Genomic DNA, 15,226 nt, shown 5'->3' with positions numbered 1-15,226 from the left:
TTTAAATTGGACGCGGAAAAGTGCGGTAGGTCTTTTCAATATCTGCCAGCACTTGATCAGAAAGCTTAAGATCACTTGCCTCTATGTCGGTTTTGAGCTGCTCTACCGTTGTCGCACCGACAATAACAGATGTCATGAATGGGCGCGACAGCGAGAAAGCAATTCCCATCTGCGCAATATCAAGGCCATGTTTACGCGCAATATCGATATAAGCACGCACAACGGGTTCCGAATAGGAATTATCGCGCCACATGCCACCGTCCATGACTGACGCACGCGAACCGGCAGGCACATTGCCGTCAAGATATTTGCCCGTCAGCACACCGGCGGCAAGCGTGGAATAGGCTAACAAACCTACGTCTTCAAAAAGCGATACTTCGGCCATATCGAGGTCGAACTGGCGCTGTAAAAGGCCGTATTCGTTCTGGACAGAGGCCATGCGCGGCAGGCCATGATCTTCGGCAATTTTGAGCCATTGCATGGTGCCCCACGCAGTTTCGTTGGAAAGGCCGACGTGACGGATCTTTCCATCCCGCACCACATCTTCAAGTCCCAGCAAAACATCGTGGATTTGCTCACGCTCTGCCTTGGCTTCCGTCTTTGAAGGATCAAAATCCCACCCCTGACCGAAGTGATAATGCGAGCGCGAAGGCCAATGTATCTGGTAAAGATCGATATAATCGGTCTGAAGACGCTTCAGACTTGCTTCAACGGCTTCACGAACGCTGGCGCGATTTGGCTTATCGCCATTACGAATCCATTCCTGTCGACCACCACCTGCAATCTTGCTGGCGAGGATTACTCGGTCGCGTTTTCCGGATTTTTTGAACCAGCTACCAATGTAGCTTTCCGTCTTGCCGTAGGTTTTGGCGCTCATAGGAACAGCATAACCTTCGGCGGTGTCAATAAAATTGACACCTGCATCGACAGCGAAATCGAGCTGCTCATGCGCATCATTTTCGGTATTCTGAACGCCCCAAGTCATGGTTCCGAGGCAAATTTCAGTTACATTAAGGCCCGTACGGCCCAAAGGTTTCATTTTCACGAGATTTTCCGGATCGGTTTGGCCGCTGAACGCGGATTGAATGGGGGAGGAATTGATACCCCTGCTTGGCCGCGTCTGACAAGACCCTCACTAAATTTTGAGAAGCGTTACAAAAACCGTTTTGCTGAATAAGGAGCTGGGTCAGTGAATGTTTTCTCACCCGTCATCATTTCGCCAAGAAGGCGTCCACTCGCAGGACCGAGCGTCAAGCCATGATGTGCATGTCCGAAATCAAACCACAGACCTTTATGACGCGGTGCCGGTCCGATCACTGGACGCATATCAGGCAAACACGGACGCAGACCAAGCCACGGTTTGGTTTCAACTGCATTGCCCAGCTGCGGTAAAAGACGCCGTGCAACCTTCTCTGCGCGCTTAAGCTGAATAAAATTGGCTGGTGCATCAGGGGAAGCGAACTCTATGCCTGTTGAAAGCCGTACGCCTTGCACCATAGGGGCGAGCACATAGCCTGCTTCTTCATCGACAACCGTATGACCAAGCCGTGCGCCGTCCTGCATTTCGAAATGCATATGATGACCGCGCTTGATACCAAGCGGAATTGGATAGCCAAATTTGTGGAAAACCAAACCTGATTGCGGCCCGAGCGCCACAACAACCTCACGCGCGTTGATTACGCCAAGTTCAGTTGTCACTTGCCAGCTATCGCCGTTTTGAACCAGCGAAACAGCATCGCCCTTAAGAATAGTTCCGCCATTGTTGCTGAAGAGATCAGCATAAGCCTGCACAAGACCAGCGGGATTGACGACCGTTTTCGGATCAAGCCAGTGTACGCCACCAGCCACATCACCCAACGTCGTCTCGCGCTGCTTGAGCGCGTTCGCATCCAACACATCATGAGCAAGATTATAAGATTGTAACTTCTGTAGACGTTGAACAGCGGCTTCGAATGCTGGCACATTGCGAAAAACCTCAATCCAACCCTGTGAACGAACCAGTCTTTCACAACCAGCCTGCGCAATCAGCGCATCATGTTCTTGCACACTGGCTTCAATAAGCGGCAGCATCGCTTGGGTTGCAACCTTCAGGCGCTCTGGCGAAGATTCACGCCAATAATGAAACAGCCATCGTGCCATGCGCGAAACATAAAACGGATCATAACGCACATCTGAACGGCGATTTAAGCCATAGCGCAAAAGCGTGCCAAATCCTTGCGGAAACGAATATGGAATGACGCTTGATCGTTCAATAAGCCCGGCATTGCCAAAACTTGTGCCCTGCCCGGGTTCGCCGCGATCAACCAGCGCGACCGACCGTCCCCGCGCCTGTAGGTGGAGCGCAGCCGAAACACCGACAATACCCGCGCCCAGAACGATGACATCTTGTTGCTGCATGGTATCTCCGCCAGTTCATAAAATGAAGAGCGCGCCAACATTTTGCGAGCGCGCCCTTGCTTACATCAAAGAGTGAGGATTTTTACAAAAAACTTATCTACGCTCAATAAATATCGAAATCGAAGTATTTCTTCACGATGGTGGCATAAGTGCCATCGTCGCGGATTTTTTTGATTGCGACATTGAATTGCTCACGTAAATCATTGTCATCTGTGCGAACAGCAATAGCGGTGTCTGTCTGCGTCCCTGGCACATCGCCGATCAGCTTGCAGCAATCAGCACCATCGGCTTTGATCCAGTCAGAAATCGGAAACTTGTCGGAAACAACCGCATCAAGACGACCGCTTTTAAGATCAGCATTGGCCTCATCTGCGGTCGGGTAGAGTTTCACCTCTGCTCCAGACTTACCATAAACATCCTCGGCATATGTGCCTTGGGTGGTCGATCCCTGTGCCCCGACAGTCTTGCCTTTGAACGCCTCAGCATCAAGCGAAGTGATTGCGCTGTCTTTGGGAACAGCGACAGACAAAGGCGTAGAATAATATTTATCGGTGAAGGATACCTGCTTCTGGCGTTCTTCGGTCACGCTCATCGAAGCAATGACGGCATCAAACTTATTGGTCTGGAGACCAGGAATCATGCCATCCCAATCATTGGCAATAATCGTGCACTTGGCATCCATTGCTTTGCAAAGCGCGTTAGCAATATCAACATCAAGTCCCTGCAAAGAACCATCTGCAGCAACAAAATTGAATGGCGGATAAGCGCCTTCGGTCGCGATCTTGATTTCTTTCCATTCTTTGGCTTGCGCCGGGAGTGCCGCGATAATGGAGGCTACGCTCGCGAACAGAATAGCTTTCAACATGATATTCCCCTTGACCTTTGCTATGGTTCTGTTTTGCAGGTTTCCCGCCCGCAATATTATGCATTGAATGAAGCACTGAGCGCCGCCAGTTTCAAGTTAAACATTTGGCGGCGCTCATAAATTCTATCAATAAATATCGAAGTCGAAATATTTCTTGCGGATTGTCTCGTAAGTGCCGTTGTCACGGATCTTTTTAATCGCTGCATTGAACTGTTCACGCAGATCGTCATCGCCTTGACGCAGAGCAACCGAAATCTTGGTTTCAGAGCCAGGAATATCGCCCAAGAACTTGCAGCAATCTGCGCCCTGCTTGTTCAGCCAATCCGCTGCAAGAAACTTATCCGCAGCAATAGCGTCAAGACGTCCACTTTCAAGGTCGGCGTTGGCTTCGTCGGCAGTCGGATAAAGCCTCACATCGGCACCGGCCTTGCCATAAACATCATCGGCATAATTGCCCTGCGTTGTGCCTGCCTGTGCGCCAACGGTTTTGCCATCGAATGCCGAAGGCTCAAGCGAGCTAATCTCGGAATCCTTTGGAACCACAACAGCGAGCGGCGTAGTGTAATAACGTTCGGAGAAAGCGACCTGCTGCTCACGCTCCGGCGTAATCGCCATGGACGCGATGACGGCGTCAAACTTGTTGGCCTGAAGGCCGGGGATCATCCCATCCCAATCATTGGCAACGATTTCGCACTTGGCTTCCATCGCTTCACAGACAGCATTGGCAATATCAATATCGAAGCCGACGAGCTTGCCGTCTGGCGACATGTAGTTGAAAGGCGGATAAGCGCCTTCACTGGCGATGCGGATTTCTTTCCATTCCTTGGCCTGCACAGGCATTGCAAGAACGATGGAGGCCAGACCGGCCAGCAAAATTGTCTTAAACATTGCTTTCCCTATTTCACTTGTTCTTCTTGGGCTTATTAAATTTAAATCCGGTTTGCCCACAAGACCGAACAAACTCAGTTGAAACTTTGATGTCACTGACTGAACGCAAATAACCCGGCGCATGTTAACGCACCGGGTTAGCTCAATCGTTAGCGGTGCTTTCAGGCAACTAGACGCGTCGAATGATCATCCTGCGCATAGGCTTTGCCGAATCGGTTGGCGAGGAACGCATCAAGCGTAATGTCTTCCTGACGAACGAAACCCTTCTGTGCGATTTCGCCCTTGGCAAGCATGTCGAGGACTGCGCAAATCGCCGAAGCTGTCGTGATCTGGATGCCCGAACGAACGATCTTTCCAACCTGATTGGCATAAACCTTGTTCGCATAGGTTTCCTGAACCAGACGACCATTCTTGGTGCCGGAAACAGTAACAAAAATCACGATGACGTCCTGAAGCGTGCTTGGCAGGGCATTTTCAAAAATGTCCTTGAGTACTTCGCGGCGGTGACGCAGGCCAAGATCATTCAGCAGCGCCTTCATGAGCGCAACATGACCCGGATAACGGATCGTGCGGTAATTGAGCGTGCGAACCTTGCCTTCAAGCGTGTCGCAAAGTGTGCCGAGGCCGCCCGAAGTATTGAAGGCTTCATAGGTGACGCCATCAAGGGAGAACTCTTCGCGTTCTTCGAGTGCAGGAACCTTGGTCAGTAGACCGTTTACGATGGCTTCGCATGGTTCGATATACTCGTTGATCAGGCCATCGGTGCTCCAGGTCAGATTGTAGTTAAGAGCATTCGATGGGAATTCTGGCAGAGCGCCAACGCGCATACGCACATTTTCAAGCGTGTCGAAACGCTTTGCGAGATCATAGGCAACGATAGAAATAAAGCCCGGAGCCAGACCGCACTGTGGAATGAATGCGGTTTTTGCATCTTGCGCCAATTCCATGACGCGCTTGGTGCTGGCAACATCTTCGGTCAGGTCGAGATAGTGTACGCCGGTCTTGGCAGCAGCTTCTGCAATCAGCGTGGTCAACTGGAAAGGAGCAGCACTCAATACGGCGAATTTGCCAGCAAGAATGGCTTCAAGCGCCTTCGCATCGGCAATATCGAGCGCCTTCGTCTTGACTTCAGCGCCAGTGTCCAGCGCATCAAGCTGGTCCTGCGAACGGTCAATAACCGTTACAGCATAGTCACCGGTCGAAGCCAGAAGATCCGCAATGGTCGCGCCGATTTTGCCCGCGCCTACAACAACGATCTCTTTCATGTGGTTCCCCTTTGGGTAATGCAATTTCAATACTTAAAGAATCTCATAAATTTCGGCGAATAGAAGTATTTAAACTGACGATTTCACGTTGTTTGTTTGTGCAATTTGACGTATCTAATATGCATTATGACGACAAATGCCGATCTGACCCTCATTGCGCTGCTGCGCGAAAATGCCCGTGCCTCCACTGCCGACCTTGCAAGAAAGCTTGGCGTGTCGCGCACGACCGTGCAAAGCAGGCTGGAAAAGCTGGAAAAGCGCGGTGTCATTGAGGGCTATACGGTTCGAATCGCTCCGGAATTTGAACGTGATCTAGTGCGCGCGCATGTGCTGGTAACCGCCCTACCCAAGTTTGCACCAAAGGTTGAAACCGCATTGCGCAGCATCATGGCCGTTCGGACACTTCATTCCGTCAGCGGCCATTTCGATATGATTGTGGTGGTGGAAGCGCCTTCAATTCAGGAGTTGGACATTGTTCTCGACAAAATCGGTGCGCTCGAAGGCGTTGAGCGCACCATGTCTTCGATCATTCTCTCGACGCGGATTGATCGCTAACTCGGATTAGTTTCCGACAAACTCGAATTTATCGACATCGACCAAACCGCGATCTGTAATCTTAAGATGCGGAATAACCGGAAGCGCGACAAAAGCCAGTTGCAGGAATGGTTCTTCCAGAACCGATCCAAGTTGTTCCGCCGCATGACGCAAATCGCGCAATTGCTCACGAACAGTCTCATAAGGCTCAACGCTCATTAGTCCGGCAATGGGCAATGGCATTTCGGCCAGCACTTTGCCATCGCGCACCACGACAAAGCCACCCTCTATTTCGCCAAGGCGATTTGCAGCGGCTGCAATGTCTTCATCCGAAACACCGACCACGCAGATGTTGTGGCTGTCATGGCTTACTGTCGAAGCAATAGCTCCGGCTTTCAGACCAAAGCCATGCACAAAGCCGGTTGCGATATTGCCGTTTTTGCCGTGGCGCTCAACAACTGCGATTTTCACCACATCACGCTCAAGATCAGGCTCGACGCCATGCGGACCAACTTTGAGTTCAAACTCCAAGCTTTCGGTAATGATCTTGCCGGGGATAATGCCGATTGCCCGCGTCTTGCCGCTGTTGGATTGCGATCTGAAACTCGAAGCACTGACTTTCGGCGCTTTAACGCTGTTGCGGCCCACTTCCGCAACCGGTTTGCGGGTTGAGAACAATTCCTCGGAAACAACACGGCCCGCCGAAATCACGATTTCTGCATGGCAACCTTCCAAATTATCAACGATTACAAGATCGGCACGCTGGCCAGGCGCAACAAGACCACGATCAAACAAACCAAAGGCCCGCGCAGCGGAAATGCTTGCAGCACGATAGATCGCAAGCGGCTCCACCCCGCCCGCAATCGCTGTGCGGATGAGATAATCAAGATGGCCATGATCGGCAATATCGAGAGGATTACGGTCGTCCGTGCAAAGCGCCAGAAACTGCGAATGGCGCTCTGTGATAATCGGCATCAAAGCATGCAGGTCTTTGGAAACCGAGCCTTCGCGGACAAGCACATGCATGCCCTTGCGCATTTTTTCCAGCGCTTCCTCGGCACTTGTCGCCTCATGCTCGGTGCGGATACCGGCTGCAATATAGCCATTCAGTTCTAGCCCACGCAAAAGCGGCGCATGACCATCAATATGGCGTCCCTGAAAAGCTTTAAGCTTCGCCATACATTCGGGGTCTTTGGCAAGAACGCCGGGAAAATTCATGAACTCCGCCAGACCAATCACCTTCGGATGATCGGCAAATGGCAGAAGGTCGTCGATCAGAAGCTCGGCACCCGACGTTTCCATATGGGTTGCAGGCACGCAGCTTGAGAGCTGCACGCGAATATCCATAATGGTTTCAAGCGCACTGTCGAGAAAATATTGCAGACCTTCAACGCCAAGCACATTGGCGATCTCATGCGGATCACAAATGACGGTTGTTACACCTTGCGGCAGCACGCAGCGATCAAATTCATGCGGGGTCACATTGGAGGATTCAATATGCAGGTGCGTATCGATAAAACCCGGTACTACGATGCGACCGGAAATATCAATCTCCTGCTTTCCCTCATAGGTGCCGAACGTCCCAACAATACGATCACCACAGATCGCAATATCGCTTTCAACGAGTTCACCCGTTACGAGGTCGAAGAAGTGGCCATTTTTGAGCACAATATCAGCGGATTCACGACCGGCACCCTGATCTATCATTTGTTCAAGCAATGGCTCACTCCATTCAAATTATTTTCGGAATCAATATCAGAAAATAACACATTGGTGCGCGTTCAACGCTGATATTCAATCATGCGGCTGCGGTTTAAAACCAGTTCAACCCGGTTTTCACCGATCAAATGAACGCAGATGCGTTTGCTCCATGGTCCATCCCGCAACGTAAACAGCGCCCGTCCATCGCCCAAATCTTCCAATGGCATGAGCTGCCTTGTTGGCCCGACACCCATCACAATATGCCCATTATCAATGCTAAACGAAGCGCCATAAAGAGGCGCGCTCCACTGGCCGTCCAACTCGTGACCCGCAGGTCTTGCTAGAACGGGTTTGAACACACGCCTTACATAACCGACCTCGCCTTCCAGCATCTCACCCGTCCAGCGAAGCTTTATGGGAGATGAAGGCGAAAGAGACGAAGCCCAACCATCGCCAATATCATAGAGGCGGTCTTCGGCGCCGAGATAATTGGCAACGCCATCGCGCATTTCAATCCAAAACGGTCCGCTATGGGCTACATATAAGCCATCCGGAATGGTGGAACAGGTTTCGGGCAAGGAGAGCTGATAGAGTGCCGCCATGCCATCGCGGGCAATTATGTAAGTGTCGGCATCTTCGCGATTTGAAACGACAATCATGCCGGTTTTGCCTGCAGGATCGAGAAGAAAATAGCTTTTATATCCGGGATGTGATCCCCCGTGCCCGACGAGGCGCTTACCATCAATTTCGTTCCAGCGCAGACCAAGACCATAGCCAGTCGGTCGGCCATCGCTCAAAAAATGTTCGGCAGAGAGGGTGGAAAGCAATCCGCTAAATGCTCCCTCACCTGAAAGCAAAGCCTGCGCCCATCGGGTCAGCGCCATGCCGCTACCTGTCACACTTCCCGATGCGGATAGTTGCAGCCCAGCATGGCTCTGCTGCCATTTCTCGCCCGATTTCCAATAACCCGGTACAAGCCCTTTAACGGGGTCTGCCCACGCATCCGGCGCATCCATGTTGATCCCCAGCAGCTGGCTGATTTCCGAACGTATAAAGTCGCTGAAATGAAGACCCTTGCGTGCAAAAGCCTCTTCCACAAGCCGATAGCCCGTATTGGAATAGGAGATTTCGCTGCCCGACGCGAAATTCAATCGTGTCATGGATGACATAAACTCTATAAGATTTTCGGCACTTGTATGCGTATCAACTGACAGCCCTAACAATGTCAGACACTCGCGAACATCCGGCAAACCCGATGTCATATCCAATGCGCGCGAAATGGAAACATCGCTCAAGGGGCTTTGCAGTTCCGGAAGATGATCGCCCAGCCTGTCATTGAGACCAATCAAATCTGCATGGCGCAGAACCATGGCACAAAACATATGTTTTGTAATCGATGCGTAGCGGACAATGGTGTTTGCGGTAAATGGAACGCCTGTCGCGAGACTTTCCAGTCCTCCGGCATAGGCGAATTTAACGCCATTCGGGTCAAACCCGATAATGACACCGCCCGGCTCATTTTTGCCCCATGTTCTGGAATAAATCTTTGCAGACAAAGAGGCTGCATTCCAGTCAGCTTTGATGGACATAAAAACTCCGCCTGCGAATTCCGGGAACGCGAAACGTTCCAATGCACTTTTCATAAATCAGCGTGCATCTGCGCCGCTGCAATGCACATAATATGGGATAAAACTTACAAAATAATGCATAGATATTTAGCGCTATCTAAGGCACGAAGATTTCATCCTGAAGCCGCATAGACACCAAGGCACCATTGGCCAACAGCGAAAAAAGATGAATCTATCCACATCTTCTCCCCAATATTATCAATTCGTTTTCGTTTTTTTTCCTTTCAACAATTAAAATTTTCGGATTTATTCTGTTTCCGGGAGTTAAAAGTTGTTCAATGAAAATTGAAGTCATATAAGTGTAATAACGATAATGCAGGTTCCGGAACCATGAGGGCGGATCGAATCCGTTCTTGATGTTCACCAAACCTCATTTCCTGAGGAGGAAATATGTTTACCCGTTTGATTACGACTTCGGCGCTGACTGGCGCTCTTGCCCTCACCATTGGCTCGCAAGCTTTTGCCCAGACGGAACTGTCATGGTGGCATGGCATGACCGGTGCAAACAACGAAATGATCAATGAACTTACAAAAGAGTTCAATGAAAGCCAGAACGATTACAAGATCGTCCCAGTCTATAAGGGAAGCTACCCTGAAACGTTGAATGCAGGCATTGCTGCGTTTCGTTCCAAGCAGCCACCGGCAATCATTCAGGTTTTCGATGCTGGTAGCGGCGTGATGATGGCCGCTGAAGGCGCTATGGTTCCTGCCGCTGAAGTACTCGAAAAAGGCGGTTTCAAGTTCGATAAGTCGCAATATCTGCCAGGCATCGCAGCATATTATTCGAAGCCAGATGGCACTATGCTGTCCTTCCCGTATAATTCTTCTTCGCCGATCCTTTATTACAACAAGGACACTTTCAAAAAAGCTGGCCTCGACGAAAACAATCCTCCAAAGACCTGGCCTGAAGTTTTCGAAGCAGCCAAGAAAATCAAAGCCAGCGGCGCTTCGCCTTGCGGCTTCACATCGACATGGCTGACATGGATTCAAACCGAAAACTTTGCTGCATGGAACAATGTTTCCTATGGCACCAATGAAAATGGCCTCGGCGGCACCGACGTCGAACTGAAAATCAACGAGCCACTTTTCGTCGAACACTTCCAAGCCATTGCTGATCTCGCCAAGGATGGCACCTTCCGTTACGGTGGCCGCACCTCTGAAGCAAAGCAGCTCTTTACATCTGGCGAATGTGGGATCCTGACCGAATCGTCGGGTGGCCTCGGCGACATCGTTAAATCAGGCATGAATTACGGCATCGGTCAGTTGCCGTATTATGAAGGTCATGGCCCACAGAACACCATTCCAGGCGGCGCAAGCCTCTGGGTTTTCGCTGGAATGAGCGACGACCAGTACAAGGGCATCGCACAGTTCTTCAACTTCCTGTCAAAGACCGAAATTCAGCAGAAGCTGCATGAAAAGTCTGGCTATCTGCCTGTGACGATGGCTGCTTACGAAGCAACGAAGAACTCAGATTTCTATGAAAAGAATCCGGGCCGCGAAACGCCAATCCTTCAGATGATGGGCAAGGCACCAACGGAAAATTCCAAGGGTGTTCGTCTCGTAAACCTGCCGCAGGTTCGCGATATTCTCAATGAAGAATTCGAAGCTATGCTGGGTGGCAAGCAGGATGCGAAAACGGCTCTCGATAACGCAGTCAAACGCGGAAACGCAGCGATTGCAGCAGCACAATAATCTGATGAAATAGAGCATACCGCCATCCCAAAAGGGTTGGCGGTATTGCTATCCGCAAGGAAATTTCCCGTGCAAAATGTCACGTTTCCAAATAAAATCTTACCCTATTTGCTGCTGGCCCCGCAGATCATATTGACTGTGATCTTCTTTTTCTGGCCAGCAAGCCAAGCTATTTATCAGTCATTTATGCGTGAAGACGCATTCGGGTTGAAATCGACTTTTGTCGGGATGGCCAATTTCACAAATGTGCTATCCGATCCGAATTACCTACACTCCGTACAAGTGACAATCGTCTTTAATCTGCTGACCGCATTTGTTGCCATGGGCGCAGCCTTGTTGCTCGCAACGGCTGCCGACCGGGTCATTCGCGGCAAGACATTCTACCGTACTCTTCTGATCTGGCCTTATGCAGTAGCTCCCGCAGTTGCAGGTATGTTGTGGCTGTTCATGTTTAACCCTGCCATGGGAACGCTTGCTTATTTGCTACGCAGCGCGGGCTTTGCATGGGACCCGCTGCTTAATGGCAATCAGGCGATGGCCATGATTGTCGGCGCGGCAGCATGGAAGCAGATTTCCTATAATTTCCTTTTCTTTGTTGCAGGACTGCAGGCTATCCCGAAATCGCTGATTGAAGCGGCTGCCATTGATGGCGCGCGCGGCGTGCGCCGTTTTTGGTCAATCGTGTTCCCGCTTCTGGCACCGACCACATTCTTCCTGCTGGTGGTCAACACGGTTTACGCCTTCTTCGACACCTTTGGTATTATTCACGCCGTAACCGGCGGCGGTCCTGCCAAAGCAACCGAAACTCTGGTCTACAAGGTTTATAACGACGGCTTCGTCAATCTTAACCTTGGCTCTTCATCGGCGCAGTCAGTTATTCTGATGATCATCGTGATCGCCCTTACCGCATTCCAGTTCCGCTTCATTGAGAAGCGCGTGCATTATTCGTGAGTGAGGCGAACATGATTGAAAAACGCCCAGTCTCCAATCTGATTGGCCACCTGATCCTGATCATCGGGATTATCGTTGTTGCCTTTCCGATTTATTACACCTTCATCGCCTCAACGATGACATCCGGCCAAATTATTCGTCCGCCAATTCCACTCGTGCCCGGTGGGCATATGCTGGAAAACTACAACGAAGCCATTTTCGGCGGCGTCGAGCGTGTAGTCGGTGTCAGTCTTGAACGGCTTTTGTGGAATTCGTTCGTTGTTGCGATGCTTATTGCTGTCGGCAAGATCATCATTTCCTTCATGTCGGCTTTTGCGATTGTGTTCTTTCGCTTTCCGTTCCGCATGTTCTTCTTCTGGATGATCTTCGTCACACTGATGCTGCCAGTCGAAGTGCGTATCTTGCCGACCTATAAGGTCATCGTCGATCTTGGCATGATCGACACCTATGCAGGTCTGACACTACCACTTATGGCATCGGCGACAGCAACGTTCCTCTTCCGTCAGTTCTTCCTCACCATTCCCGGTGAGTTGGTTGAAGCTGCGCGCATTGATAATGCAGGACCGTTCCGCTTCATGCGTGACATTCTGCTGCCGCTGTCGAAGACGAATATTGCTGCACTCTTCGTCATTCTCTTCATTTATGGTTGGACCCAGTATCTGTGGCCGCTGCTCGTCACCAATGACGCGAAGATGAATACGATCATTATCGGTCTACGCCGTATGGTCGATTTCGCTGATGCTTCCACACCGTGGAACTATGTCATGGTTACGGCCATTCTGGCTATTATACCGCCGATCCTCGTTGTTGTTCTCATGCAGCGTTGGTTCGTCAAAGGTCTCGTGGAAACGGAAAAATAATGAGCAAGATAAATCTTGATAATGTCCGCAAGAGCTATGGCGGCGGTGTCGAAGTCATCAAAGGTGTTTCGCTTGACATTCAGGACGGCGAATTCGTCGTCCTCGTTGGTCCGTCGGGCTGCGGCAAGTCCACACTGCTACGTATGATTGCTGGACTTGAAGGCATTACAGGTGGCACGATTTCTATCGGTGACCGTGTTGTTAACGATGTGGAACCAGCCGAGCGCGACATCGCAATGGTGTTTCAGAACTATGCGCTTTATCCGCATATGTCCGTACGCGATAACCTCGCCTATGGTCTGAAAAACCGCAAAACACCAAAGGATGAAATCGAACGCCGTATCGCCAAAGCTGCGAAGGCGCTTGAAATCGAGCAGTTCCTTGATCGTAAGCCGCGCCAGCTTTCCGGTGGTCAGCGCCAGCGTGTTGCAATGGGTCGCGCGATTGTCCGTGAACCATCCGCATTCCTTTTCGATGAGCCGCTGTCGAACCTCGACGCAAAACTGCGCGTGCAGATGCGCGTTGAAATCAAACGCCTCCAGCGCTCACTTGGTACAACCAGCGTTTACGTGACACACGACCAGATGGAAGCCATGACCATGGCGGATCGCCTTGTGGTGTTGAATGCCGGTAATATCGAGCAAGTCGGCACACCAATCGAGCTTTACGAAAAGCCAGCTTCGACCTTCGTTGCGACCTTCATCGGCTCACCATCGATGAACTTGCTGGAAAGCGGAGAGAACAATGTCTGGCAGCCGGGCAAGGCTGTAACGCTTCCTTCGGACAAATATACCTTCGGTGTACGCCCAGAAGATATTCGCATCATCGAGAATGGCGAAGCAGAAGCTGATGGCTTCAATACTGAAGTGCGCATTGACGCGATCGAACTCGTTGGCGCTGAAAGCTATATCCATAGCTCGCTTACCGACGGCAAGCCGCTGATCTTCCGCGTTCAGGGTCGCTCGGAACACACAATTGATGAAGTTGTGAAGATTGGCGCGTCGGCAAAAGACGTTCATATTTTTGGTGCCGACGGTCGTCGCGCAAGCAATTAAATTTAAATTGGGGCGCTGGATGTTTCGTGCGCCCCAAGTGCAGATGCTCTGAAATTAATTTGATGTCTCTGCCGCAACCTTAATCCAGTGCAAGCTATCTGCGACGATTTTGCAAATCGGATCGGCTATATCGGCGCGAAAAACCAGTGGCTCACCCATAGGGCTTTCCAGCGTTGCAATCTGACTTTCCAGCATTGCGACCGGCATAAAATGTCCAGTACGCTGTTTCATGTGTGCATGCAGAACATCGAAGCTGCCATTGAGGAAAATGAACATCAACGGCTCATTAGAAGCTTTTCGAAGCCTCTCACGGTAGCTCTTCTTAAGAGCAGAGCAGGATATGACTACACCTTGTTCAGCGCCAGCAAGATGTTCTCCAATGAGATCAAGCCAAGGCCAGCGATCCACATCCTGCAAAGGAATACCAGATGCCATTTTATCGACACTGGCCTTTGGATGCAGACTGTCGCGTTCCAGAAAAGTTAAACCAAGCGCTTGCGCCAGTTTCTCCCCAACCGTCGATTTACCAGAGCCTGAAACACCCATAACGATTATACGCAAAGCAGACATGTTTAGAATGTCTCAAGCTCAAGATTAACGCGGCTTGCTGCACCCATGACATGGGTTCGCATGACCTCACGCGCCTTTAAAGGATCGCGGCGGGCAATAGAATCGCGGATCGCCCGATGTTCATGAATGGTGATTTCGACAATCTCCTCAAGAACCGCACGCGCGCGCGCAGCGCGGATAGCCTGACTGATACGCTCCGCAATAAAGCCGAGAACTAACGGAAAATACTCATTATGCGTGGCACTCGCCAATGCGCGATGAAAAGCAAGATCAGCATCTATGCCTTCATCCGCCCATTTCTCGTGGCCGCTCATCCCTGCCAAAGCTTCATCGATTTTGCGCATATCATCAGCATCATGATGCACCGCAGCCAACCCTGCCGCTTCAATCTCAAGCGCCATGCGCAGCTGAAACAAGCTGCGGAAATGATCGCGGTCAGCCAGCGTTTCCGGCTCGATGCGGATCGCGTGACGCCGGTCCGGTTCGGTGACGAATGCGCCAATCCCCTGCCGCGTTTCGATCAGGCCCTCATTACGCAATTGCGCGATGGCCTCGCGGATCACCGAACGGCTGACGCCGAAAATTTGGGCCAGACTATGCTCTGTCGGTAATTTATGCCCCGGCTGCCAACTTCCTTCGGTTATCTGGCGCACGATCTCCGACGCAATACGGGCGGGAAGCTGTTCGTTTCGTCTGATTTCTCCAAACAAGGTCACTTCCCCACGGACTTATGAAACTGAACTGGTATTCCAGTCATTGATATTGGACCTGCTATGGTTCTGCAATGTGAAAACATATTTCATTTTTGCAAAGCATTTGA

The 15,226-nt window shown here is 50.9% G+C and carries 14 protein-coding genes; 5 read left to right on the top strand and 9 right to left on the bottom strand.

The genetic code is table 11. The features are described from left to right. Position 1 precedes the first annotated feature (1 nt). The 5 genes from CEV31_RS14710 to CEV31_RS14690 form a co-directional block, all read right to left on the bottom strand. Entirely contained in the window at positions 2 to 1,039 is a 1,038-nt protein-coding gene (locus CEV31_RS14710; RefSeq protein ID WP_094507839.1) for an aldo/keto reductase, read from the bottom strand. 113 nt (positions 1,040 to 1,152) lie between these two features. Further along, positions 1,153 to 2,397 (bottom strand): NAD(P)/FAD-dependent oxidoreductase, encoded by a 1,245-nt coding sequence (locus tag CEV31_RS14705; protein ID WP_094507837.1) that lies wholly within the window; start codon positions 2,395 to 2,397, stop codon positions 1,153 to 1,155. A gap of 103 nt (positions 2,398 to 2,500) precedes the next feature. Then, positions 2,501 to 3,262: an ABC transporter substrate-binding protein gene (locus CEV31_RS14700; protein ID WP_094507835.1), complete on the bottom strand. Its 762-nt coding sequence runs from the start codon at positions 3,260 to 3,262 to the stop codon at positions 2,501 to 2,503. Between the two features lie 126 nt (positions 3,263 to 3,388). Then, positions 3,389 to 4,150 (bottom strand): ABC transporter substrate-binding protein, encoded by a 762-nt coding sequence (locus tag CEV31_RS14695; protein ID WP_094507833.1) that lies wholly within the window; start codon positions 4,148 to 4,150, stop codon positions 3,389 to 3,391. Positions 4,151 to 4,311: 161 nt separating this feature from the next. Continuing rightward, positions 4,312 to 5,415 carry a saccharopine dehydrogenase family protein gene (locus CEV31_RS14690; RefSeq protein ID WP_094507831.1) on the bottom strand — a complete coding sequence of 368 codons (1,104 nt, stop codon included), beginning with the start codon at positions 5,413 to 5,415 and terminating at the stop codon, positions 4,312 to 4,314. Between the two features lie 126 nt (positions 5,416 to 5,541). Here CEV31_RS14690 and CEV31_RS14685 point away from each other — a divergent pair, with 126 nt between their 5' ends. Continuing rightward, entirely contained in the window at positions 5,542 to 5,970 is a 429-nt protein-coding gene (locus CEV31_RS14685; RefSeq protein WP_169717370.1) for an Lrp/AsnC family transcriptional regulator, read from the top strand. 6 nt (positions 5,971 to 5,976) lie between these two features. On the opposite strand, the gene ade is transcribed toward CEV31_RS14685, so the two are convergent. Then, entirely contained in the window at positions 5,977 to 7,656 is a 1,680-nt protein-coding gene (gene ade, locus CEV31_RS14680; protein ID WP_169717378.1) for an adenine deaminase, read from the bottom strand. A gap of 74 nt (positions 7,657 to 7,730) precedes the next feature. Further along, positions 7,731 to 9,239 carry a serine hydrolase domain-containing protein gene (locus tag CEV31_RS14675; protein ID WP_094508547.1) on the bottom strand — a complete coding sequence of 503 codons (1,509 nt, stop codon included), beginning with the start codon at positions 9,237 to 9,239 and terminating at the stop codon, positions 7,731 to 7,733. A 429-nt stretch (positions 9,240 to 9,668) separates the two neighbouring features. Between CEV31_RS14675 and ugpB the strand changes: the two genes are divergently transcribed. From ugpB to CEV31_RS14655, 4 genes are all read left to right on the top strand, one after another. Continuing rightward, positions 9,669 to 10,970 (top strand): sn-glycerol-3-phosphate ABC transporter substrate-binding protein UgpB, encoded by a 1,302-nt coding sequence (ugpB, locus tag CEV31_RS14670; protein WP_169717369.1) that lies wholly within the window; start codon positions 9,669 to 9,671, stop codon positions 10,968 to 10,970. Positions 10,971 to 11,039: 69 nt separating this feature from the next. Then, complete coding sequence (gene ugpA / locus CEV31_RS14665; RefSeq protein ID WP_094507825.1) at positions 11,040 to 11,921, top strand: sn-glycerol-3-phosphate ABC transporter permease UgpA; 882 nt, start codon at positions 11,040 to 11,042, stop codon at positions 11,919 to 11,921. Between the two features lie 11 nt (positions 11,922 to 11,932). Next, positions 11,933 to 12,781: a sn-glycerol-3-phosphate ABC transporter permease UgpE gene (gene ugpE, locus CEV31_RS14660; protein WP_094507823.1), complete on the top strand. Its 849-nt coding sequence runs from the start codon at positions 11,933 to 11,935 to the stop codon at positions 12,779 to 12,781. Then, positions 12,781 to 13,836 carry a sn-glycerol-3-phosphate import ATP-binding protein UgpC gene (locus CEV31_RS14655; RefSeq protein WP_094507821.1) on the top strand — a complete coding sequence of 352 codons (1,056 nt, stop codon included), beginning with the start codon at positions 12,781 to 12,783 and terminating at the stop codon, positions 13,834 to 13,836. Before ugpE ends, CEV31_RS14655 begins: the two co-directional genes overlap by 1 nt. A gap of 54 nt (positions 13,837 to 13,890) precedes the next feature. Here CEV31_RS14655 and CEV31_RS14650 read toward each other — a convergent pair whose 3' ends face one another. Beyond that, positions 13,891 to 14,406 (bottom strand): gluconokinase, encoded by a 516-nt coding sequence (locus CEV31_RS14650; protein WP_235818116.1) that lies wholly within the window; start codon positions 14,404 to 14,406, stop codon positions 13,891 to 13,893. Between the two features lie 2 nt (positions 14,407 to 14,408). Continuing rightward, entirely contained in the window at positions 14,409 to 15,116 is a 708-nt protein-coding gene (locus tag CEV31_RS14645; protein ID WP_094508541.1) for a FadR/GntR family transcriptional regulator, read from the bottom strand. Between the last annotated feature and the right edge of the window lie 110 nt (positions 15,117 to 15,226).

The sequence above is a fragment of the Brucella thiophenivorans genome, from assembly GCF_002252445.1.
Classification (GTDB): domain Bacteria; phylum Pseudomonadota; class Alphaproteobacteria; order Rhizobiales; family Rhizobiaceae; genus Brucella; species Brucella thiophenivorans.
The sequence above is the reverse complement of the archived record's forward strand: the minus strand, read 5'-3'. Positions and strand labels throughout refer to the sequence as shown.